This is a genomic window from Pedobacter alluvionis (genome assembly GCF_003664035.1).
Taxonomy (GTDB): domain Bacteria; phylum Bacteroidota; class Bacteroidia; order Sphingobacteriales; family Sphingobacteriaceae; genus Pedobacter; species Pedobacter alluvionis.
This window is the reverse complement of record NZ_RCCK01000010.1, coordinates 487,078-507,779: the sequence shown is the minus strand read 5'-3', so window position 1 is coordinate 507,779 and position 20,702 is coordinate 487,078. Positions and strand designations below refer to the sequence as shown.

Annotated in this window: 17 protein-coding genes; 5 read left to right on the top strand and 12 right to left on the bottom strand. The window is 37.9% G+C overall.

Translation table 11 applies throughout. The annotated features are described in order from the left end of the window. The first annotated feature begins 152 nt into the window (after nucleotides 1–152). Complete coding sequence (locus tag BCL90_RS02230; RefSeq protein WP_121282320.1) at nucleotides 153–1,355, top strand: GTP-binding protein; 1,203 nt, start codon at nucleotides 153–155, stop codon at nucleotides 1,353–1,355. Between the two features lie 966 nt (nucleotides 1,356–2,321). Here BCL90_RS02230 and tyrS read toward each other — a convergent pair. After that, nucleotides 2,322–3,608, bottom strand: coding sequence for a tyrosine--tRNA ligase (gene tyrS, locus BCL90_RS02225; protein ID WP_121282319.1), 1,287 nt, complete (start codon nucleotides 3,606–3,608; stop codon nucleotides 2,322–2,324). Between the two features lie 136 nt (nucleotides 3,609–3,744). Between tyrS and BCL90_RS02220 the strand changes: the two genes are divergently transcribed. The 4 genes from BCL90_RS02220 to BCL90_RS25385 all read left to right on the top strand — a co-directional run bounded on the left by BCL90_RS02220 (nucleotide 3,745) and on the right by BCL90_RS25385 (nucleotide 8,163). After that, complete coding sequence (locus BCL90_RS02220; protein WP_121282318.1) at nucleotides 3,745–4,422, top strand: ACP phosphodiesterase; 678 nt, start codon at nucleotides 3,745–3,747, stop codon at nucleotides 4,420–4,422. 245 nt (nucleotides 4,423–4,667) lie between these two features. Beyond that, nucleotides 4,668–6,680, top strand: coding sequence for an NAD-dependent DNA ligase LigA (ligA, locus tag BCL90_RS02215; protein ID WP_121282317.1), 2,013 nt, complete (start codon nucleotides 4,668–4,670; stop codon nucleotides 6,678–6,680). Between the two features lie 89 nt (nucleotides 6,681–6,769). After that, nucleotides 6,770–7,657, top strand: coding sequence for a 4-hydroxy-tetrahydrodipicolinate synthase (gene dapA, locus BCL90_RS02210; protein WP_121282316.1), 888 nt, complete (start codon nucleotides 6,770–6,772; stop codon nucleotides 7,655–7,657). A 230-nt stretch (nucleotides 7,658–7,887) separates the two neighbouring features. Beyond that, nucleotides 7,888–8,163: a hypothetical protein gene (locus BCL90_RS25385; protein WP_131526948.1), complete on the top strand. Its 276-nt coding sequence runs from the start codon at nucleotides 7,888–7,890 to the stop codon at nucleotides 8,161–8,163. A gap of 46 nt (nucleotides 8,164–8,209) precedes the next feature. Here the strand turns inward: BCL90_RS25385 and BCL90_RS02200 are convergent, their stop codons facing one another. From BCL90_RS02200 to BCL90_RS02150, 11 genes are all read right to left on the bottom strand, one after another. Beyond that, the gene (locus BCL90_RS02200) at nucleotides 8,210–8,692 is read right to left on the bottom strand and encodes a GNAT family N-acetyltransferase (protein WP_121282314.1); all 483 of its coding nucleotides are present in this window, start codon (nucleotides 8,690–8,692) and stop codon (nucleotides 8,210–8,212) included. Between the two features lie 182 nt (nucleotides 8,693–8,874). Next, complete coding sequence (locus tag BCL90_RS02195; protein WP_208647482.1) at nucleotides 8,875–9,846, bottom strand: helix-turn-helix domain-containing protein; 972 nt, start codon at nucleotides 9,844–9,846, stop codon at nucleotides 8,875–8,877. 303 nt (nucleotides 9,847–10,149) lie between these two features. Further along, nucleotides 10,150–10,326 carry a hypothetical protein gene (locus BCL90_RS02190; RefSeq protein ID WP_029278061.1) on the bottom strand — a complete coding sequence of 59 codons (177 nt, stop codon included), beginning with the start codon at nucleotides 10,324–10,326 and terminating at the stop codon, nucleotides 10,150–10,152. A gap of 252 nt (nucleotides 10,327–10,578) precedes the next feature. Further along, nucleotides 10,579–11,820: an aminotransferase class I/II-fold pyridoxal phosphate-dependent enzyme gene (locus BCL90_RS02185; protein ID WP_086545008.1), complete on the bottom strand. Its 1,242-nt coding sequence runs from the start codon at nucleotides 11,818–11,820 to the stop codon at nucleotides 10,579–10,581. Between the two features lie 165 nt (nucleotides 11,821–11,985). Next, a complete protein-coding gene (gene ftsZ, locus BCL90_RS02180) occupies nucleotides 11,986–13,614 on the bottom strand; it encodes a cell division protein FtsZ (protein ID WP_121283428.1) in 1,629 nt (542 codons plus the stop codon). 129 nt (nucleotides 13,615–13,743) lie between these two features. Continuing rightward, nucleotides 13,744–15,102: a cell division protein FtsA gene (gene ftsA / locus BCL90_RS02175; RefSeq protein ID WP_121282312.1), complete on the bottom strand. Its 1,359-nt coding sequence runs from the start codon at nucleotides 15,100–15,102 to the stop codon at nucleotides 13,744–13,746. Nucleotides 15,103–15,107: 5 nt separating this feature from the next. Continuing rightward, on the bottom strand, nucleotides 15,108–16,328 hold the full coding sequence (locus BCL90_RS02170; protein WP_121282311.1) for a cell division protein FtsQ: 1,221 nt from the start codon (nucleotides 16,326–16,328) through the stop codon (nucleotides 15,108–15,110). Beyond that, entirely contained in the window at nucleotides 16,321–17,676 is a 1,356-nt protein-coding gene (gene murC / locus BCL90_RS02165) for a UDP-N-acetylmuramate--L-alanine ligase (RefSeq protein WP_121282310.1), read from the bottom strand. Before murC ends, BCL90_RS02170 begins: the two co-directional genes overlap by 8 nt. A gap of 135 nt (nucleotides 17,677–17,811) precedes the next feature. Further along, nucleotides 17,812–18,936 carry an undecaprenyldiphospho-muramoylpentapeptide beta-N-acetylglucosaminyltransferase gene (gene murG, locus BCL90_RS02160; protein ID WP_121282309.1) on the bottom strand — a complete coding sequence of 375 codons (1,125 nt, stop codon included), beginning with the start codon at nucleotides 18,934–18,936 and terminating at the stop codon, nucleotides 17,812–17,814. A 114-nt stretch (nucleotides 18,937–19,050) separates the two neighbouring features. Continuing rightward, complete coding sequence (locus tag BCL90_RS02155; protein WP_121282308.1) at nucleotides 19,051–19,464, bottom strand: GxxExxY protein; 414 nt, start codon at nucleotides 19,462–19,464, stop codon at nucleotides 19,051–19,053. Nucleotides 19,465–19,506: 42 nt separating this feature from the next. Then, entirely contained in the window at nucleotides 19,507–20,700 is a 1,194-nt protein-coding gene (locus BCL90_RS02150) for an FtsW/RodA/SpoVE family cell cycle protein (RefSeq protein ID WP_208529832.1), read from the bottom strand. Nucleotides 20,701–20,702 lie beyond the last annotated feature (2 nt).

The window sequence follows — 20,702 nt, the reverse complement described above, 5'->3', positions numbered from 1 at the left end:
TTAAAGTATGGAAGCCGAAAAGCCTGCCGGGGTCGAGGTTGATACTGTAAATTCCTTTTTCCCAATGAAATAAATTTAATGCGCAAACACAAAAGCAATTTAGTTGCATTTAAAATAATGCAATTGTATATTTGCAACACAATTGCATTAAAATGATAAAGAAATTACCGGTAACCGTATTAAGCGGTTTTTTAGGCAGTGGCAAGACCACCCTGCTCAACGCGATATTAAAGAATAAGCAAGATTTAAAAGTGGCGGTTATTGTAAACGACATGAGCGAGGTAAACATCGATGCTGCTACAGTCAAAAATCAACACAGTTTATCTAAAACTGATGAAAAACTGGTAGAGATGAGCAATGGGTGCATCTGTTGTACTTTGCGTGAAGATCTGATGATTGAGGTGGAAAAACTGGCGAAAGAAAACCGATTCGACTACCTGCTGATTGAAAGTACCGGCATATCTGAACCCATCCCTGTTGCACAAACATTTTCTTTTATAGATGAAGCCTCTGGTATTGATCTGAGCAGATTTAGCCAGCTAGATACAATGGTGACTGTTGTTGATGCATACAATTTTTATAAAGATTTTGGCTCAGCAGATAAGCTTGCAGACCGTAATATGGTTGATGACCTGGCGGATAAACGTACTATTGTAAATCTACTTACCGACCAGATCGAATTTGCCAATGTTATTTTATTGAACAAAACTGACCTGGTAAGTGATACCGACCTTAAAGTACTTAAGGCGTTAATTGCAAAACTTAACCCTACAGCTAAAATTTATCAGACACTCTTTGGAGAAATAAATCCAGCCTTAATCTTAAATACCGGTTTATTCGATTTTGAGTTGGCATCAGATGGCGCCGGATGGAAAAAAGAACTGGAAGAAATCCATCAACCCGAAACTGAAGAATATGGGATAAGTTCGACCGTATTCCGCTCTAAAAAACCTTTTCACCCTGAAAGATTATGGCATTTCATTAATAAAGAATTTCCACAGAACATTATCCGTTCGAAAGGTATTTTCTATTTGGCTGCCTTGCCCGAACAGGCTATTAATTTCTCGCAAGCGGGCGGTTCTTTACGCATCGATCCGGCAGGGGTTTGGTGGGCAAGCATGCAACAGCATGAACGTGAACAATACCAGGACTACCAGGAGAACAGAATTGAAATTGATGCAGATTGGGATAATGATTTTGGAGACCGTAAAAATGAGCTTGTGTTTATTGGCCAGGAAATGAACAACGATGAGTTAAAAAAATCGCTTGAATATTGCCTGTTAACTGATACAGAAGTAAAGGATTACAAAACAAAAAATAGCTTTAAAAACCCTTTTGAGCATATTTTATCTTAAAAATAAAACAATATTCGATGGAATAAACAATGGAAGTTGTTCTATGATATTCTTAGATGGCTTGTTTTACAGACCGATAGGCCATTAAAACGAATATTTACCTTACTGAATAAGGCAGCATCATCTGCAAAAGCGCCCAAATACCGTCTGTTAACTGATACAGAAGAAAAACTATTTAAATTAACCAGCTTAAGAATGAATTTGGGTATATTTCGCTATAATACTGAGAAATAGTCGATGAAGTTAACAAAATGGTAGTTTTTAGGTAATACTCTTAGGTTTTATTTTGCATAAATTTGCCGCACCAACCAATACTTATTATGGAATCCTCAGGAAAATTAACTTCAGTTAAAATCCACGTGCATTGCCCGAAGTGTAAAAACTTCGAAACCTACAGAGTACCAAGAGGGTTTATCTTTAAAATAATTATGCCTTGGATTTCAGTTAAGAGATACAAATGTTATAAGTGTTTTAATAAGTTTTACGTATTTAAGTAATCTAAAATTATCATCTCATTTAAGCTGCTCCAGGTAGCTTTTTTCTCAAGACAAAGTTATATTTAAAGCAAATCCTGGAATTGACCTTTAATTAATCAAGATCGACTTTATTTATAACTCAAAAATATTGAAGTTTATACGCTGCCGATCGATTGATCGAAAGTCTTAAGATTAAAGAAAAATTCCTAAAAACCAATTCATCTCAAATTTATTAGAACAACGCCAATCAATTTCCTTCTGGCGGGTTAACTGCATTAAAGATTTCGTTTATTTTTGATGAACATTGTTCCAACCGTTATCAAAGCTAATCATATTAGCAGACTGCTTTATAATCTCATAGTCCGGTTCTCTTAATGCTTGACTGATATGCTTAACAGGAGCTCTTGCGGGAGATCAACTTCCTGTTCAATTTTAAATTCGAGCCCAATGAACAGATCTTTTATGATCAGTTTCATTGGGCTTAATCATATTATTCAGCGATTAAAAGGAAATAGTTTTTCTTTCCTTTTTGTACGACGATAAATTTATCGTTTATCAAATGATCTGCAGTAAAGATCTGAGCCATTTCAGCTACCTTTTCTTTGTTTACAGAAACTCCCCCTCCCTGAATGGTTTTTTTGGCTTCTCCTTTTGACGGAAATATAGCTGATTTTTCGGCAAGTAAGCTTGCTGCATCAATTCCAGCCCCAAGTTCTTCAATTAAGATTTTATATTGTGGTATACCATCAAATATATCCAACACTTCTTTATCAGATAAACCCTTTAAAAACTCCAATGAACCATTTCCGAATAAAAACTCAGATGTTTTAATAGCTGTTTCTAAAGCTTCCACCGAATGGGTTTTTATGGTGATATCTTCAGCCAAAGCTTTTTGAAGGATACGCAAATGCGGAGCGGCATCATGTTCTTTTTCTAAGGCTTCTATTTCTTCCTTGTTTTTTAATGTAAAAATGCGGATCCATTTTTTCACATCATCATCTGATGCATTTAACCAGAACTGGTAGAATTTATATGGAGAAGTCTTTTCCGGATCCAGCCAAACTGCACCACTTTCGGTTTTACCGAATTTGGTTCCGTCTGCCTTTTTAATCAACTGTGTAGTAATGGCATAAGCTGTACCAGCGTCTTTTCTTCTGATCAGCTCTGTGCCGGTAACAATATTGCCCCATTGATCAGATCCTCCCATTTGCACCAGACAGTTTTCGTTTTTCCATAAATGATAGAAATCGTAACCCTGAATTAATTGGTAGCAGAACTCGGTAAAAGATAGACCAGAATCGCCCTCCAAACGCCTTTTAACGCTATCTTTGGCCATCATATAGTTCACGGTAATATGTTTACCTACATCTCTGATGAAAGTGAAAAGGTTCATATCTTTAAACCAATCGGCATTGTTAACCATTACCGCCCCATTTCCACCTTCTTCAAATTTCAAGAATTTAGCCAATTGCTTTTTCATCCCTTTCAGATTGTGCTCAATCATTTCAGGCGTCTGAAGGTTACGTTCATCAGATTTCCCTGAAGGATCGCCCACCATACCTGTAGCACCACCAACCAAAGCAAACGGCTTGTGACCGGCATTTTGAAAATGAATCAGGGTCATGATCTGTGTTAAGTGACCAACGTGTAACGAATCTGCAGTAGGATCAAAACCGATATAACCAGAAGTCATACCCTCGTTTAACTTTTCTTCAGTATTCGGCATAATATCATGTAGCATGCCACGCCATCTTAACTCTTCAACAAAATTCGTCATTGTACAAACACTTTAATAATGTGCGTGCAAAGATAAAATTTTAGCTTAGTTTAAAGCAAATTAGTTGGTTTTGTAAATGAGTTATCATAATTGAACTCTGCCTTTACAACCATACAAGAAAACATTACCTTGCAAGATGAACTTTTTATCCCATTATTATTTCGACCGGACAAGTAATGATGCCAATGTGGTAATGGGAACTGTTTTGCCAGATCTGATTAAAAATGCAGCTAAAGAAGCAAATTTATATCCCCAGAAGAATGAATTCCTGTTTAAAGGGAACCCTAATGAAGAAAGCCTGCTAATTGGCTGGAAAAGGCATTTAGCTGTTGATCTGCTTTTTCATTCTTCTAATTTCTTCCTTGAGAAAACCACCGAACTTAAGCAACTCATTAAGCCCATTGTAGAAAATACTGCTGTCCGTCCTTCGTTTCTTGCCCATATTGGCTTAGAACTTTTATTGGATCATCTATTAGTGGAGCACAACCTGGTTCAGGTGAACCATTTTTACGATAAACTTGATGCCGTAAAAAAAGAATCTTTAAGCGATTTCCTTGAGCACTGCAAGCTTAAAAATCCTGAAATATTTTTCGATTTTTTAGCGAAATTCATTAGCAGTAAATACCTGTTGAGTTACCAAAAACTCGAAAACATCAGTTATGCCCTTAACAGGATCTGTATGCGTTTGTGGCCAGAAACATTGAGTGAGAAACAACTTCAGCAGCTGACTTTTCAGCTGGGCCTTTTCAAGGCGGTTTTGGAAAAAGACTATATGGATATTTTTAAAGAAATTGAAGGAAAAATAGACTTGTAAGAGAAATCGTCATCTCCTGAAACGCAGTGGAATGGAGAGATCTAAAAAAGTCGTCATTGCGAGGAGGAACGACGACGCAATCTTACGACGATCGCTATAACTCACGGTAGGAGATTGCTTCGTCGGCTGAAAAAGCCTTCTCGCAATGACGATTTCACGCTAACATCTTAAAAAAGATTAAATAGAGCAGCTTTTTTTGTTTTCCACACCATAAAACCCTTTCCTCCTTTTTCTATATTTGTCTTATGTCGCTAACTGCAATAAAAGAAGAAATGGATGCCCTGGTGGCCGAATTAAACCAGCACAATTATAACTATTACGTGCTGGCTATGCCTACCATTGGCGATTATGAATTTGATAAAAAATTAAAACATCTTGCCGGACTCGAAAAAGCAAATCCTGATTTTGCCGATCCGAATTCGCCTACACAGCGTGTTGGTGGCGATATCACCAAAAATTTTATTACGGTAAATCATAAATACCCGATGTTATCACTGGGGAATACCTATAACGAACAGGATCTCCGGGATTTTGATGAACGCATCCGTAAAGCAATTGGCGATAATTTTCAATATGTATGTGAGTTGAAATTTGACGGCCTGTCTATCAGTCTTACTTACGAAAACGGCAAACTTTTACGTGCGGTTACCCGTGGTGATGGCACCAAAGGTGATGATGTAACCAATAATGTAAAAACCATTCATACCATCCCACATCAAATCAAATCAACTTCCGCACCTGAACATTTCGAAATCCGTGGCGAGATCTTTATGCACAAGGCGGCTTTTTTACGCTTAAATGCAGCACGGGAGGAGCTGGGAGAAATCCCTTACGCAAACCCCCGTAACTTTGCATCAGGCACCATAAAAATGCAAGACAGCAAGGAAGTGGCCAAACGGCCCTTGGATGGTTTTATTTATTTCCTATATACAGATAAAAATGAATTTAAAACCCATTGGGAAAGTTTAAATGCTGTAAAAGACTGGGGTTTTCATGTTTGCGAACACAACAAACTTGTTTCTAATATCGATGCAGTTCTGGAATTTATTCACCATTGGGAAAACGAACGTTTTAAACTAAGTTACGATATTGATGGTATTGTAATTAAGGTAAATAGTTATGCGCAACAACAGGAATTGGGATTTACCTCTAAATCTCCGCGTTGGGCCATATCCTACAAATATAAAGCTGCCGAGGTTGAAACTGTTTTAGAAAAGGTAACCTATCAGGTAGGTAGAACCGGAGCAGTTACGCCAGTTGCCAATTTAAAGCCTGTTTTACTGGCTGGCACAACGGTTAAACGCGCTACACTACATAACGCAAACGAAATAGAGCGTTTAGATTTACACGAAGGCGATACTGTGTATGTAGAAAAAGGTGGTGAAATCATTCCAAAAATTATTAAGGTAAATTTAGATAAGCGCTTACCTGATGCTAAAAAGGTTCATTATTTACACAACTGCCCCGAATGTGGAACAGAATTAATCAGGAGAGAAGGAGAAGCAGTTCATTATTGCCTTAACGATGAAGGTTGTCCTCCACAGATAGTGGGAAAAATCCAGCATTTTATTTCCCGCAAGGCCATGAATATAGACGGACTTGGAGATGAAACCATCGAAACCTTTTACAAACGGGACTTAGTAAACCACATTAGTGATTTATATACCTTATACGAGAAATCAGATGAACTTAAAACTCTCGATCGTTTCGGCGAACGTTCTATTGAAAACATGCTTGCAGGCATTGAAAAATCGAAAGAAATGCCTTTCGAAAAAGTCCTTTTTGGCTTGGGCATCCGTTATGTTGGCGAAACAGTAGCAAAGAAACTGGCCGCCGGAATTAAGAATATATATAATTTGGCAAAGGCAACTGTAGAGGATTTAATTGCTATTGATGAAATTGGACAGCGAATAGCAGAGAGTATTGTTGAGTATTTTGGAAAATCTGAGCATTTACAGCAGGTAGAATTATTAAAATTAGCAGGATTACAGTTTGAAATTGAAGAAAAAGTAATAACGCTGGACAGTGATAGGCTTATTGGAAAAACATTCGTAATTTCGGGCGTTTTTGAAAACTTTAGCCGCGATGAGCTAAAAGATATGATTGAGGCCAACGGAGGCAAGATGCTGAGCGGCATTTCGGGCAAATTGAACTATCTGGTAGCGGGCGACAATATGGGGCCATCAAAACTGGAAAAAGCGAATAAGCTAAACGTCCCAATCATCACTGATGCCGAACTTTTAGAAATGATAAAATAAAATGAGAGAGTGATTGAATTAGTGGATGATAGAATGTACAAAGCATTCATTCAATCTCTCATTCAAAATTCAATAATTATAAATTAAAAATGAACAAATTTCAGGGTACTGGTGTAGCCTTAGTTACACCTTTCAACACAGATGGATCAGTTGATTATAACGGCTTAAAAAACCTGATTAATTACCTGGTAGATGGAGGGATTGATTACCTCGTTTCTTTAGGTACAACCGGCGAAACCGCTACAATGACTAAGGACGAGAAGAAGAAGGTGTGGGCCTATACTGCTGAAATTAACAATAACAGATTACCTTTAGTTGCCGGAATAGGTGGCAATAACACGTTCTCTGTGGCTGAAGACATTAAATCTTTCGATGCTGCAGGTTATAGTGCAATTTTATCTGTTAGTCCTTATTACAACAAACCTACTCAGGAAGGAATTTATCAACACTATAAATATTTAGCTGAAATTTCTCCTTTAGATTTGATTTTATACAACGTACCCGGTCGTACAGGAAGTAATATGAGTCCTGAAACTACCTGCAGGCTGGCTCATGATTTTAAAAACATTATTGCGACCAAAGAAGCATCAGGAAGTTTCGATCAGTTTAACCAGATTATGAGAGATAAACCTGCAGATTTTCTTTTAATCTCAGGAGATGATCCGGTTACTTTGCCGATGATTGCTTTGGGTGCCGCGGGCATTATTTCAGTAATCGGAAATGCTTTACCGAAGCAATTTTCTGATATGGTAAAACTTTGTTTAGCTGGCGATTATAAAGCGGCCTTGCCTGCTCATTTAGGCTTAGTAGAATTCACTCGCCTGGCATTTGCAGAAGGTAATCCGGCTGGGATTAAAGCTGCATTAAAACATTTAGGTATTTGTGGCGATACCGTAAGGCTGCCATTGGTTAAAGCATCTGCACCTTTAGAAAAATCAATAATTGCAGAAATAGAAAAACTAAGTGAGATAGCTTAAACTGCTTATAATAATATTTCCCAAAAATGTAAAACAGATTGTTTGATTTTGCAGAAAAAATGCAAATGAAGACAATCTGTTTTTTGTGTTTAATAAAAAAATATAAAAACAAAACAACTGACAATCAACACCTTAAAACAAAGCTCAAAAACTATAATGCTACAAAAGTTTTAGAAATATTAAAGGCATCATTATTGAATTGGCTTCGATACACACAAATTAAACACACAATGAAAAAATTAATTTTAATTGGCCTGGCACTGGTTATGCTGAGCTGTAGGGCCTTTGTAGGCTTCGAACCTACTTTTACGATGGGCATGTCAGAATCTGATTTCAAAAAGAAAAACAAGCCGGAATTGGTCGCTGCGAATGAAGAAGATGGAACCAGAATTTATAGTACATACTACGCCAGCACGAATTACAAATTTTTCTTTTTTCGAAATGAAAAACTTGTGAGGTTTGAGAAAGGAATTTATGCAGATGATTATAAGTCATTCAGATACTAAAAATAACAAAAGGCCTTTGAAATTATTTTAAAAGGCCTTTTGTTTATCATGCAATTAATTTATTTCTTCTTTCCAGTAACAGGTTATCCTGCCAAACACCTTTTGCTTTACCTATTTTTTCCCGGTATCCTACTACCCTGAATCCAGCTTTTTCATGAATTTTTAAGGAGGCCGAATTCTGCAGGAAGATTCCTGCCTGAAGCATCCATATTCCTGTTTTTTCACTTTCGGTAATTAGGGTGTTTAATAAAGAAGAACCCAGGCCCTGCCCCTTGTAACCCTGTTTAACGTAAACTTCAATCTCTCCAACACCACCAGCGTCATAATTGGCCATTACCGGCAAAAGTGCACACCACCCAACAATTTCCCGGCCCTGCAAGATCACAAATCTGCAGGTTTTAAGGTGTGATGAATCCCAGTCCTTCCATGAAATGTCTGGGGTTCTAAAACTTGCGGTACCCGTGTCGATTCCTTCCTGATAAATGGTACTTACCTCACTCCAATCTGTATCACGCATCTTTCTTATCATAGTTAATCAGTTTTGGCAAAATTCAGTAAAAGCTATATATAAAATTGCTAGTCAAACTAAATTAGCCAATCAGGCTTATTCTGGCGAAGATAACAGGATCAAGTTTGTCCAGTATTATAAATCAATACAATAAGCCAGCTAAAAGTAACCTCAAGGGGCATATCGGTAACAAAAACGTTAAGCTAAAGTCTTTTCCCCCCAGTGTTTTTTGAATAGTCGAGAGGACTCATTCCAACTATTTTTTTAAAAGAATTATAGAAGGCACTTCTGGATGAAAAACCAGCACTATAAGCCAGGGCCTCAAGTGTGAAATTTTGCATAATCTCAGGATTACGGATACTCTCCTTTATCCAGTTTACCCGATACTGATTAATATAATCAATAAAGCTTTTGTTGAAATAGCTGTTTAACACAATAGAAAGCTTGTGACTGCTTATACCGATCTTTTGAGCGAGAGAATGGAGCCTGATATCCTTTTGCCTGAACAGCTGATGGTCGCTAACATAACTTTCCAATTTTCGCCCAAATTCTGCAAGGTCAACATTGCCTTCATTGGCTTTAGAAGAATTTTTCTGAATGGATAGTAGTGTTGAAGTTTTAACATTCAACAATGAAGCTACCAGATCCAAGGGCAGCCGGTCCAGATAGCCTGGATTCGTTTTTGCAAAGTACAGGTATCTTTCCATTGCATTTCCAACACGGATAATGTGTGCCCTTTGTTGTGCAGCTTTATAATATTTCCCTAAAACAACCCTAACGATATAATTAAGCTCGAAATGGTATGCAAAAAGACGGTTGAGTTCACTATTGTGGATGGCCAGCAGATCTGTATCTTCAACAGCGACTACATATTCCTGAGAATAATCAGATCCGTGAAGCCCGGAAATAGAACTTACAAAATCATTTTCAATTGAAATATAGGTGGTTATTTTTTGTTTATTATGAGTGGTACACCCCATTAGAGCACCTTTAACTATAAAGTATATATATTCGCATACTTCGTTCTCATTGAAGAGTATCTGATCTTTTTTAATCCTGAGCTTTAAAAGATGTTTGTCAAATTCTTCTTTCAATTTAGGATCTACTGCATGTATGCTACGGAGCACATTCAATATATAACTTACATCCTTACTTTCTGCCTTATTGTATTGCAAATGTTTTGACACCTTATCCTGCTAATAATGTTTTCAATCCTACCAGATGACCGCTCACTTAAGTAAATTAATTACTTTGCCTTAAATCTTATGACGTGTCATAACATCAAAATTCCGCAAATGTTATCTCTAAAAGACGACCTGGAGCAAATAATAAGAAAGCTAAAAAACTTATTTTACAAAGGTTAATTTGTATTATAAATTTTACATTAACAGCAATATATATATTTACAAAAAATTAACATTGGTTAAAAAAAAGAGCCTCAGAAAAATTCTGAGGCTCTTAACAATAATATTTTTTGTTTAAGCTTTATTTTTGGTTTCCTGAACTTCTAAACGGATAGCTTGGGCTAAGTTTTTCAAATCCTGCATACCTTTACGTATACGGGTGCCGGCTGCGCTGTTGCCTTTGTTATAAAATTTGTCTGCATCAGCTTCTAAAGCTGCCACTAAACTTTTTACTTCTTCGAATTTTTTCATTTTTAATTACTCCTATGGTTCTAAGGTTTTTAGTTTTAATTATCTAATTTAAAGGGTTTAACGAAATAAAAAAATTTTTAGAATAATAAAAAACAGCCTTCTAAAACGTTTTTTTCCACATGTTATGGCTTTATAAACATATTACGCGATATCGGAAAGACAAAATCCTGATATACAGTATTTTAAAAAAATAACTTATACAAAAAAGCCCTTCAAACATGTTTAAAGGGCTCTGTATAATTTTGATTGATCTTAAACAGTAGCGAAAAGATTTTCTTTATAATACCCGTTCTCTAATTTTTCAGCAACTTCGCTAAAAGCATCTAAAGTACGTTGTACGTCTTCCAGCGTGTGAACTGCAGTAGGAATTAAACGAAGTTCGATCATTCCCTTTGGAATTACCGGATAAACTACGATTGAGCAGAAGATGCTATAATTCTCGCGTAAATCGTAAGTAATTGCAGTCGCATCAGAAAGTTCACCTTTCAAGAAAACCGGAGTAACTACTGAATCGGTAACACCTAAATCGAATCCGCGTTCGCGCAATCCTTTTTGAAGGGTCATTGCAATTTCCCAAAGTTTATCTTTTAATTCAGGTTTGCTTTTAAGCAATTCTAAGCGCTTTAATAAACCAATTACCATTGGCATAGGTAATGCTTTAGCAAAAGTCTGAGAACGCATATTATACCTTAAGAAATTGGTAATTTGTTCTGTTGAAGCAACGAATGCACCAATACCTGCCATTGATTTGGCGAATGTTCCAAAGTAAACGTCAATTCCTTCAATACAGTCCTGTGCTTCATGTGTACCGGCCCCGGTTTTACCCATGGTACCAAAACCATGCGCATCATCAACCAGTATACGGAAATTGAAATCTTTTTTAAGATCAACGATTTCCTTTAATTTGCCCTGAGCACCACTCATTCCGAAAACACCTTCTGTAATTAAAAGAATCCCACCACCAGTTTCTTCAACAAGTTTGGTGGCACGCTCCAATTGCTTACGGGCACTTTCGATATCATTATGTTTGTAAACAAAACGTTTACCCATATGCAAACGTAATCCATCTACAATACAGGCATGCGATTCTGCATCATATACCACCACATCGTTTCTGTCAACCAAAGTATCGATAATGGATACCATGCCCTGATAACCATAGTTTAATAGAAATGCATCGGGTTTACCTACAAATTCTGCAAGTTCCTGCTCCAGCTGTTCGTGATAGTTTGAGTTACCACTCATCATGCGGGCTCCCATAGGGTAAGCCATACCAAATTTTGCAGCTGCTTCTTCATCTGCTTTTCTAACTTCCGGGTGATTGGCTAAACCTAAGTAGTTGTTTAAACTCCAAACCAAATGCTCTTTTCCACGAAATTGCATATGAGGTGCAATTTCTCCCTCTAATTTTGGAAATGAGAAATACCCATGAGACCATTTCTGGTGTTGGCCAAGCGGCCCCATGTGCTTTGCTATCTTATCAAATATATCCAATGTATTATGTATTTTTTATAATGAAATTTTGCGAATTTACGCTTTATTCGTCTTAAAATCAACCTAATGATCTTTCAGGCTCCGATTAAGGTTTTTAGTACTCCAATTTTATGCCAAAAAAGCCCCGATTTTACAACGGGGCTCTATAATTATATTTGGTTTGCTTTAATCAACGTTATCGTGCAGAAAAGAATTGTTAGGTCTGATCTCTGTACCACCGTCCTGGTCGTTACTTAAAGTAAACCTGCTCACCTGCGATTCAGATGAATGCTGAACTTGTTGCAACTGCATTTGCTTGCGTTTGTAAGCAGGTTCGTTTTCCAATTCCTGTAAACCATTGGTTGTACGCAATTTCATGCTCAAATCTTTTAAACGTAAAATGCGTTCTTTAGATTTTTTCAATTGCTCTTCCATTGATTCGTCACTTTTGTCATCATCCAATCCAACAACCGGCATTTCGATTTCTGGCTCAGGTTGTGGCATAGGTACCGACTGGGCTACTGGCGTTTCGAATACATAGTTGGTTTCTGCTAATTTAACTTCAAATTCAAATCCGGTTTCTTTGGCTTCTTCAACCTGAGATTCTTCTTCAATTAAAGTATGGCGAACCACATTATTTTCCGGCTCCTGAAATTTTTGAGGTTCCGGCTTATTAAACATACCACCGAAAAGATCTGCCTGCGAAACTTCTTCCTTCGTTTTTAAAACAGGCTCATAAGATGGCGTTTTAGGTTGAATGAAAGAGTTTACTGGTTCAACGGGACGAACTAGCGGCGCTTCTTCTGGTGTTAAAAGTGATATTTTCTTTTTATTTTTTTCTTCGTGTACGCGCTCTTCAGAGGTTTGGAAACCTGTTGCAATAATGGTTACAGAAAGTTTATCGCTTAAAGATTCGTCGGTACAGTTACCCCATATTAAGTCTGCTGATAAACCAGCTTTCTCCTGAATATAGTCGGTAATGATCGAAACCTCATCCATGGTTACCTCACGCAAACCAGAGCTGATGTTCAATAAAATATAACGGGCACCTTCGATTTCGTTATCTTTTAAAAGCGGGGAAGCCAAAGCACCTTCAACTGCCTGTAAGGCACGGTCTTCGCCCTCAGCGGCAAAGCTACCCATAATGGCTACGCCACTATCTTTCATTACGGTACGCACATCCTTAAAATCCACGTTGATATAACCGGGAACTGTAATGATTTCTGCGATACCCTTTGCAGCGGTAGTTAAAATATCGTCGGCCTGGCCAAAGGCAGAACCCAAAGTTAAATTTCCGAAGATTTCGCGCAGCCGATCGTTAGAAATCACCAGGTACGAATCTACATATTTCTTCAACTCTTCCATTCCCTCGTCGGCCTGCAGTTTACGTCTTTTTCCTTCGAAAGAAAATGGTGTAGTAATGATAGCAACAGTTAAAATGTCAAGTTCTTTAGCTGCTTTCGCAATGATAGGAGAAGCGCCTGTTCCGGTACCACCACCCATTCCTGCTGTAATAAAAAGCATTTTGGTTGTACTACCTAACATGGCCTTAATATCATCTATATTTTCTATAGCTGAGTTTTTACCAACCTCAGGAATAGAACCAGCTCCCATTCCTTCGGTTAAACTAGCGCCCAATTGTACCTTGTTGGGTATAGGACTAGATTCCAAAGCCTGGGCATCTGTATTACAAATAATAAAATCCACACCAGTAATACCTGACAGGTACATATGGTTCACTGCGTTGCCGCCACCGCCCCCAACACCAATTACCTTGATGATTGACGACTTATCTTTTAACATTTCGAACTGCATATCTTTATGAATCAGTTGTTTAAAAATTTTTAAATTCTGTTCATTACTCAATGTAATATTAACACTTTTTCAACAGACGTTTTCCACAACTGTTAATAATGTGGAAAACTCATCTTTTGTGGAAAAGTTTTAGCTTTTTAAGTAATCTTCATCACTCACATTCATATCATCCTGAATGAAAGTTTTTGTTTTTGCCAGTAATTTATCAAACAAACCAGGTCCTCGCTTCTCTTTTTCTTTTGCTGTTTTTGGTTTTTCTACAAAAACACCAGGTTGTTTCATTTCTTCAATTAACTCTTCTGCTTTCTGGATTCCTTTGATCAGCAAACCTACACTAGTCGCATACATCGGGCTTTTCAGATCGTCGTAAATGGCTTTAGGCATGTCTTCATATTTAGATAAATGCTCGTTCGGATAACCGATACGGCAATCTAAACCGGTTACATATTCAACCGCCTGAGATAAGTGTTTTAATAAAGCACCACCACCTGTAATCACAATACCACCAATCAGCTTTTTCTCATATCCGGAAGATTTGATTTCGTAATATACGTGTTCGATAATTTCTTCCATACGCGCCTGAATGACGTAAGCCAGGTTTTTAACCGAAATTTCTTTTGGTTCGCGGCCACGTAATCCCGGAACACAAATGATTTCGTTTTCTTTATTTTCCTCAGCCAATGCTGAACCAAAGCGTGTTTTTAACAACTCGGCCTGGTTACGCATTACAGAGCAACCCTCTCTGATATCTTCTGTAACACTATTGCCACCGAAAGGGATAACTGCTGTGTGACGGATAATACCTTCATGGAAAATGGCTATATCTGTAGTACCACCACCAATATCAACCAATGCAATGCCCGCTTCTTTTTCTTCCTCGCTCAACACCGATTCAGAAGAAGCTAATGGCTCAAGAATTAAATCCTGAGTTTGTAAACCTGCATTATTTACACATTTGATAATGTTTTTTACGGCTGTAACCTGACCGGAAATGATATGGAAGTTAGCTTCAAGGCGAACCCCTGCCATACCAATCGGATCTTTAATTCCTGGCTCATTATCGATGGTAAATTCTTGCGGCAATACATGGATGATCTCCTCACCCGGAGGCATTACCAGCTTGAACATATCATCAATCAACTTATCAATATCCCTTTTACCGATTTCGTTGTTTAATTCTCTTCTTGTTAAAATCCCTCTGTGCTGTAAGCTCTTAATATGCTGACCAGCAATACCCACATTTACCACTTGTATTTCTACATTGGATTGTCCGCTTGCTACTTCAACTGCCTGAGCAATACCCTGCACTGTTTTTTGAATGTTAGAAACCACTCCGCGTGTCACTCCCGCCGATTCTGCCTTGCCTATTCCTAAGATTTCTATCTTACCGTGTTGCGTTCTACGACCAACGATAACACAAATTTTTGTAGTACCGATATCCAATCCTACTACGATGGGCGACTGACTGGTAAATTTTGCCTTGTCCATATTCGTTAATTTTGCTGAGTTTTATACTGTTTTTCTAAGGCCCTGATTTCTTTTTCTCTTGCTGCTTTCTCTTTTTTTAATTGGGCCTCAGATTTTGCCGGCTTTGGCTGTGTTGTTACCGTTTGCTTCGGTTTATCTTTTTTATCCGCAGGTTTAGTTTCCTTTGGTTTTGCGGCTGACGTAACCGCCGGCTTTTTGACTACTGTTTTAACTGGTGTTGTTTTTTTCGGTTCTACCTTTTTAGGTTCGTTTTTTTTTACTTCAACCTTTTTTGGTTCAACTTTTCGAACTTCACTTTTTTTAAGTGCTTCTTTTTCCTGTTGATCAGGCTCAGGGCGATCGTCCATTTCCGCCACAATTGTACTTTTGATTAATGAGTCGGTCACACTTCGTTGTATCCTCAAACTATCTGCCGCCGAAATTGTTTTCGCTTTTTTTCCTAATCCTGTCGAATCTCTTTTTTCGCAAACAATCTGGTTGGTATATTTAATGTTGATCGTTCTATAAGTATCCCATCCTACCTGTGGCATTGCTTTTTTATAAAACAATAACAGGTTTTTCATTTTCTTCTCAAGCGAATCAGCATTACCTAAAATAATCCGTTGATTACCGACCCTCGGGATCAGTTCAATATCGTTTTTCTGATCAACCACAATCTGTTCGATCTGTGAATCCCAAAGCGTATCTTTTTTAATGTATTGGGCAGTTTTATATAAATCTCGTGCCAACTGGGTATGCAGACTATCAACGCGACTACCAAAAACCTCAGTAATATGACCTGTTGCCACCAGCACATTAGCGGTAAAGTTTGATGAAATAGGCATTTTCAACCCATCGTTATCAATATAAAAATCCTGTCCGTTCTCGTTCAATATGCGAAGGATAGGCTGGCGCTGTTTTACTTCGATGTGCAACACCCCATCCATATCAACGTAAACTTTCGCAAATCCGATATACGGGTTAGACTGCAGTTTTTTCTCGATTTTATGAATATTGATATTTTCGAGGTTACGGCCTAAAAGCACACCCTGGTCTTCTTTTAAAATAGCGTCAATTTCTTCACGCTCAATAAAATTATCTGCTCCGGGAATCAGAATCTTAACATCAGTGCATTTAACAGTCTGTTTCTTCACATTGATAAAACTCAAAAGCACCACCACCCCTGCCAGGCTGATTAGCCAGGCAAAGCCAGTAAAAATTGCGCTCCAGTTTATCCGTTTAAGCATTGTTCAAAGTATTTTTAAGGGGTTCGATAATCGTATCAATATCTCCCGCGCCTACTGTTAAAATTAATTCAGGTTTTGTGTGCTCAACATGCTGAACCACAAAATCTTTTTCACATATTTTTTTTTCTGCTAAAGTAATTTTATCCAATAAAAACTGTGCATTTATCCCTTCAATCGGCAATTCTCTTGCCGGATAAATCTCCAGCAGCATTAATTCATCAACAGTGCTTAAAACTTTTGCAAATTCATCTGCGAAATCTCTTGTCCGCGTGAATAAGTGCGGTTGAAAAATTACCGTTAATTTTTTACCGGGATACAATTGCCTCACAGCATCAAAACAAGCCCTCAGTTCTTCAGGATGATGTGCATAATCATCTATATAAATCTGACTGGCATTATTCACAATATATTCAAAGCGGCGTTTAACACCTTTAAAATTGGCAACCGCTTGTTTTACCTTTTCTGCATCGATTCCCAATTGCAGCGCAATAGCAATGGCAACCGTTGTATTTTCGACATTGTGCTTACCGGGAAGCATTAAACTGATATCTTTTATGCGCTGCTCGGCATCTGCATAATCGAACACAAACTTCGAACCTTCTACCCTTAGATTTTCTGCCTTTGCTGTAGCAGTTGAACTTGCAGCATAACTGATGCTATTTTCCAAAGGCAATCCTTCATGTGCATAAAGTGTACCTTCACCCTTGAGCTGCCCGGAAAATAACCTGAAAGATTCTTCGAGGTGACTTTTATCTCCGTAAATGTCCAAATGATCGGCATCCATAGAAGTAACAACAGCTACATCAGGGTGTAGCGTAAGAAATGAACGGTCATATTCATCAGCCTCTACCACTACCACATTATTTTCCCCAAAAAGCACATTACTGTTATAGTTACTGGTTATTCCACCTAAAAAAGCTGTACAATCGTATCCGGTATCCTTTAAAATATGTGCAACAATAGATGATGTTGTGGTTTTGCCATGTGTACCCGCAACCGCAATACAGAACATTCCTTTACTAATAATCCCTAAAACTTCTGAACGTTTTTTAAGCGCAAAACCTTTATTTATAAAATGGTTTAAAATTTTTGAATCTTTCGGAATCGCTGGTGTATAAACTATAAGGGTATCATCCTGATGATCCAAAAATTCACCAGGCAACGAAGATACCTCATCCAGGTAGGTAATAAGAATGCCTTCACTCGTTAAGGTTTCGGTCAGTTTAGTTTTGGTTTTATCGTAACCACAAACCACCTGTCCGCGTTTAGCAAAATAACGGGCAAGCGCACTCATGCCGATACCACCGATACCTACAAAGAAAACCCTTTTTATTTTACTTAATTCCATTTTTTTTTAGCTAAAAGCAGAAAGACTAAAGCTTAAAGCTGTCTTTCCACCGTTCTATTTTAAGTTTGAAGCGAAAGACCAAAGCTTAAAGCCTCCTCTCTATCTTCCAGTTATATTTTTTATTTTATTTACTACTTATTCCTCCCTTTGGACTTTCAACTTTATAAGTTTCAATACTTCATTCGCAATAATTTCATCTGCCTGTGGCAATGCCATCATAGCCAGGTTTTGAGCTAGCGTTTCGCAGTGCTCTTTATTCGTGAGCAATACCAATGCTTCCTTAACCAGGGTATCTTCAGCAGAGCGGTCGTTAATTAATATTGCTGCTCCATTTTTAACCAGGGCCATGGCGTTTTTGGTTTGATGGTCTTCTGCTACATTTGGCGAAGGCACCAAAATCACTGGTTTCTTAATTAAACAAAGTTCTGCTATGGTTCCCGCTCCTGCCCGGCTCACAATTACATCTGCTGCAGCATAAGCCAAATCCATTTTATTTAAAAACTCAAGGATCCTAACATTGGGGTGATAGTCTAAGCCCAATCTCTCAATAATTCCTTTATAGTAATATTTACCTGTTTGCCAGATCACCTGCACATCTTGTGCAAGGATATCGGGTAAATGTTTTTCAATCGCTTTATTCAGTGTGCCTGCGCCTAAACTTCCACCAGTAACCATAATGGTCTTTTTCAATGGATCTAGCTTTAACAATTCGGCACCCTGAAAATGTTTTCCTTTAATATCAACCACTTCCTGGCGAACAGGATTTCCTGTTTTCAAAATTCTATCAGCTGGAAAAAACTGATCCATGTCATCAAAGGCGACACAGATTTTCGAAGCCTTTTTGCCTAACCACTTATTGGTTATTCCTGCATAGGAATTCTGTTCCTGGATGAGGTAAGGAATTCCCTTCAATGAAGCTGCATACAATAATGGTCCTGAAGCATAACCACCAACACCTACTACAACATCGGGCTTAAAATCATTAATAATCTGCATAGCTTTACGCACACTTCCGATTACTTTGAACGGTAGTACCAGATTTTTAATAATCGAGCCGCGTTGCATCCCACTAATGTTTAATCCTATAATTTTATATCCGGCTGCAGGAACTTTTTCCATTTCCATTCGGCCTAGCGCACCCACAAACAAGATTTCACAGGTTGGCACCATGCGTTTTAGCGCATTGGCTATGGCTACGGCGGGAAAAATATGCCCACCGGTGCCACCACCTGATATGATAATTTTTGGGGAATTATTCATTTTAATTGTTTTTAATGCTAACTACTTCACCACAAAAGGCACAATAGTGAACAAAAGTTATATTTTATTTTATTGTAAATATTGCCCACCAAACGAACAATAGCTAATATTTGATTATTCAGGTAATAGTCTAAATAAATCGTTTACGTATGTCTTTTGTCCTTCACTATATAAATTAACTGTATTGAAATTATAAATTATTCCCTTTGGAGAACCTAATAGCTTCATATAAGTAATAATTTGAGCTTCGTGAATGGGCATTAATTTGTCAACAGACTTTAATTCAACCGTCAATATATTTTCAATAAATAAATCACACCTCAAATTTGCATCTATAGCCAGTCCTTTATAATTTACCGGTACAAGCATTTCCGTCATAAAAGAAATCCCTCGCAGCACTAGCTCATGTTTCATGCATTTATGATACGTACTTTCCAACAACCCAGCTCCAAGAGCCTTATGCACTTCAATTGCAGCCCCATTGACCTGATAAGTTAAATCGGTTAGATATGTTTTACTAGGTTTCATTGTAGCTATTGTGTTCTTTTGTTTCTTTGTGGTTGTCTTTATTTATCCAAATGCTGGTATCTCTCCAACAATCACTTTATTTTTTACTTTCTCTTTATCCTCTTTTGTAGATGCACTTGCGTTTTCTTCTACATCGCGGCTTACGCTCAAAATAATACCAAAGGCCACACTGGTAAAAATCATCGATGTACCGCCCATGCTTACCAATGGAAGCGGAACCCCTGTTACCGGCCCCAGTCCTACAGCTACCGCCATATTTGCGAAAGCCTGAATGGTGAGACTGAAACTCAATCCGGCCGCCAGGAGCGCACCGAAGGCCTTGGGCGCCCGGGTTACGATCTTGATACATCGGTATAAAAGCACCAGGTATAGTATCATGATTACAATTCCTCCCACGGTTCCCCACTCTTCAATAATAATGGCGAAAATAAAATCGGAATACGGGTGTGGTAGGAAATTGCGTTGTGTACTATTACCTGGTCCTTTACCAAAAACACCACCAGTAGCTAGGGCAATTTTTGCCTGATCTGCCTGGAAAGTTTTGTCTGAATGCTGCATTTCGGGATGCATAAACGTATTGATACGCGACATGTAAGTTTTTCTCCTTGGTCCCAAAAAGAAAACGAACAACAGCAACACGAAGCCGCCTGCACAAACAATTGCGATCTGCTTAATACTAATCCTACCAATAATTAACAGCAATATACTTACACCAAACAGCATTAATGCTGTAGATAGATTGGCCAGTGCGATTAAAACAAACACCACACAAACCGAGCCCATAATTGGTATAAATGACTCTTTAACATTTTTAATATTTTCTTGCTTTTTAGTGAGCATCCTGGCCAGAAAGGTAATCAATGCGAGTTTAGCCAAATCGGAAGTTTGAAAGGTTAATCCTATTACGGGTATTTTAACCCATCTGGAAGCATCGTTCAAATTCGTTCCGAATATTAATGTATAAAACAGCAAAGGAATGGTTACAATCATTAGCACCTTCGAAATACCAGCGTAATAACGGTAATCCAGCAGGTGGGCGATATAAATCATGCCAATACCCATCAACACAAAAATTAAGTGTTTGGTAAGCAAAAGTTTTTCTACGGCTTCTCCTTTTTTATAGGCCAAAGTACCTGTTGCACTGTATACCGCCATAACAGATATAAGCGAAAGCAGGATGATGATCAGCCAGATCCATCTATCGCCTTTTGTTTTATTAAGTAGTGCCTGCAACATCT

Coding starts and splice junctions, on each gene's coding strand:
- murG (WP_121282309.1), bottom strand. CDS start 18,936: ATGAATAATTCCCCAAAAATTATCATATCAGGTGGTGGCACCGGTGGG.
- BCL90_RS02155 (WP_121282308.1), bottom strand. CDS start 19,464: ATGAAACCTAGTAAAACATATCTAACCGATTTAACTTATCAGGTCAAT.
- tyrS (WP_121282319.1), bottom strand. CDS start 3,608: ATGACGAATTTTGTTGAAGAGTTAAGATGGCGTGGCATGCTACATGAT.
- BCL90_RS02190 (WP_029278061.1), bottom strand. CDS start 10,326: ATGAAAAAATTCGAAGAAGTAAAAAGTTTAGTGGCAGCTTTAGAAGCT.
- BCL90_RS02200 (WP_121282314.1), bottom strand. CDS start 8,692: ATGATAAGAAAGATGCGTGATACAGATTGGAGTGAGGTAAGTACCATT.
- BCL90_RS02230 (WP_121282320.1), top strand. CDS start 153: ATGATAAAGAAATTACCGGTAACCGTATTAAGCGGTTTTTTAGGCAGT.
- BCL90_RS02220 (WP_121282318.1), top strand. CDS start 3,745: ATGAACTTTTTATCCCATTATTATTTCGACCGGACAAGTAATGATGCC.
- ftsA (WP_121282312.1), bottom strand. CDS start 15,102: ATGGACAAGGCAAAATTTACCAGTCAGTCGCCCATCGTAGTAGGATTG.
- ligA (WP_121282317.1), top strand. CDS start 4,668: ATGTCGCTAACTGCAATAAAAGAAGAAATGGATGCCCTGGTGGCCGAA.
- murC (WP_121282310.1), bottom strand. CDS start 17,676: ATGGAATTAAGTAAAATAAAAAGGGTTTTCTTTGTAGGTATCGGTGGT.
- ftsZ (WP_121283428.1), bottom strand. CDS start 13,614: ATGCAGTTCGAAATGTTAAAAGATAAGTCGTCAATCATCAAGGTAATT.
- BCL90_RS02150 (WP_208529832.1), bottom strand. CDS start 20,700: ATGTTGCAGGCACTACTTAATAAAACAAAAGGCGATAGATGGATCTGG.
- dapA (WP_121282316.1), top strand. CDS start 6,770: ATGAACAAATTTCAGGGTACTGGTGTAGCCTTAGTTACACCTTTCAAC.
- BCL90_RS25385 (WP_131526948.1), top strand. CDS start 7,888: ATGAAAAAATTAATTTTAATTGGCCTGGCACTGGTTATGCTGAGCTGT.
- BCL90_RS02170 (WP_121282311.1), bottom strand. CDS start 16,328: ATGCTTAAACGGATAAACTGGAGCGCAATTTTTACTGGCTTTGCCTGG.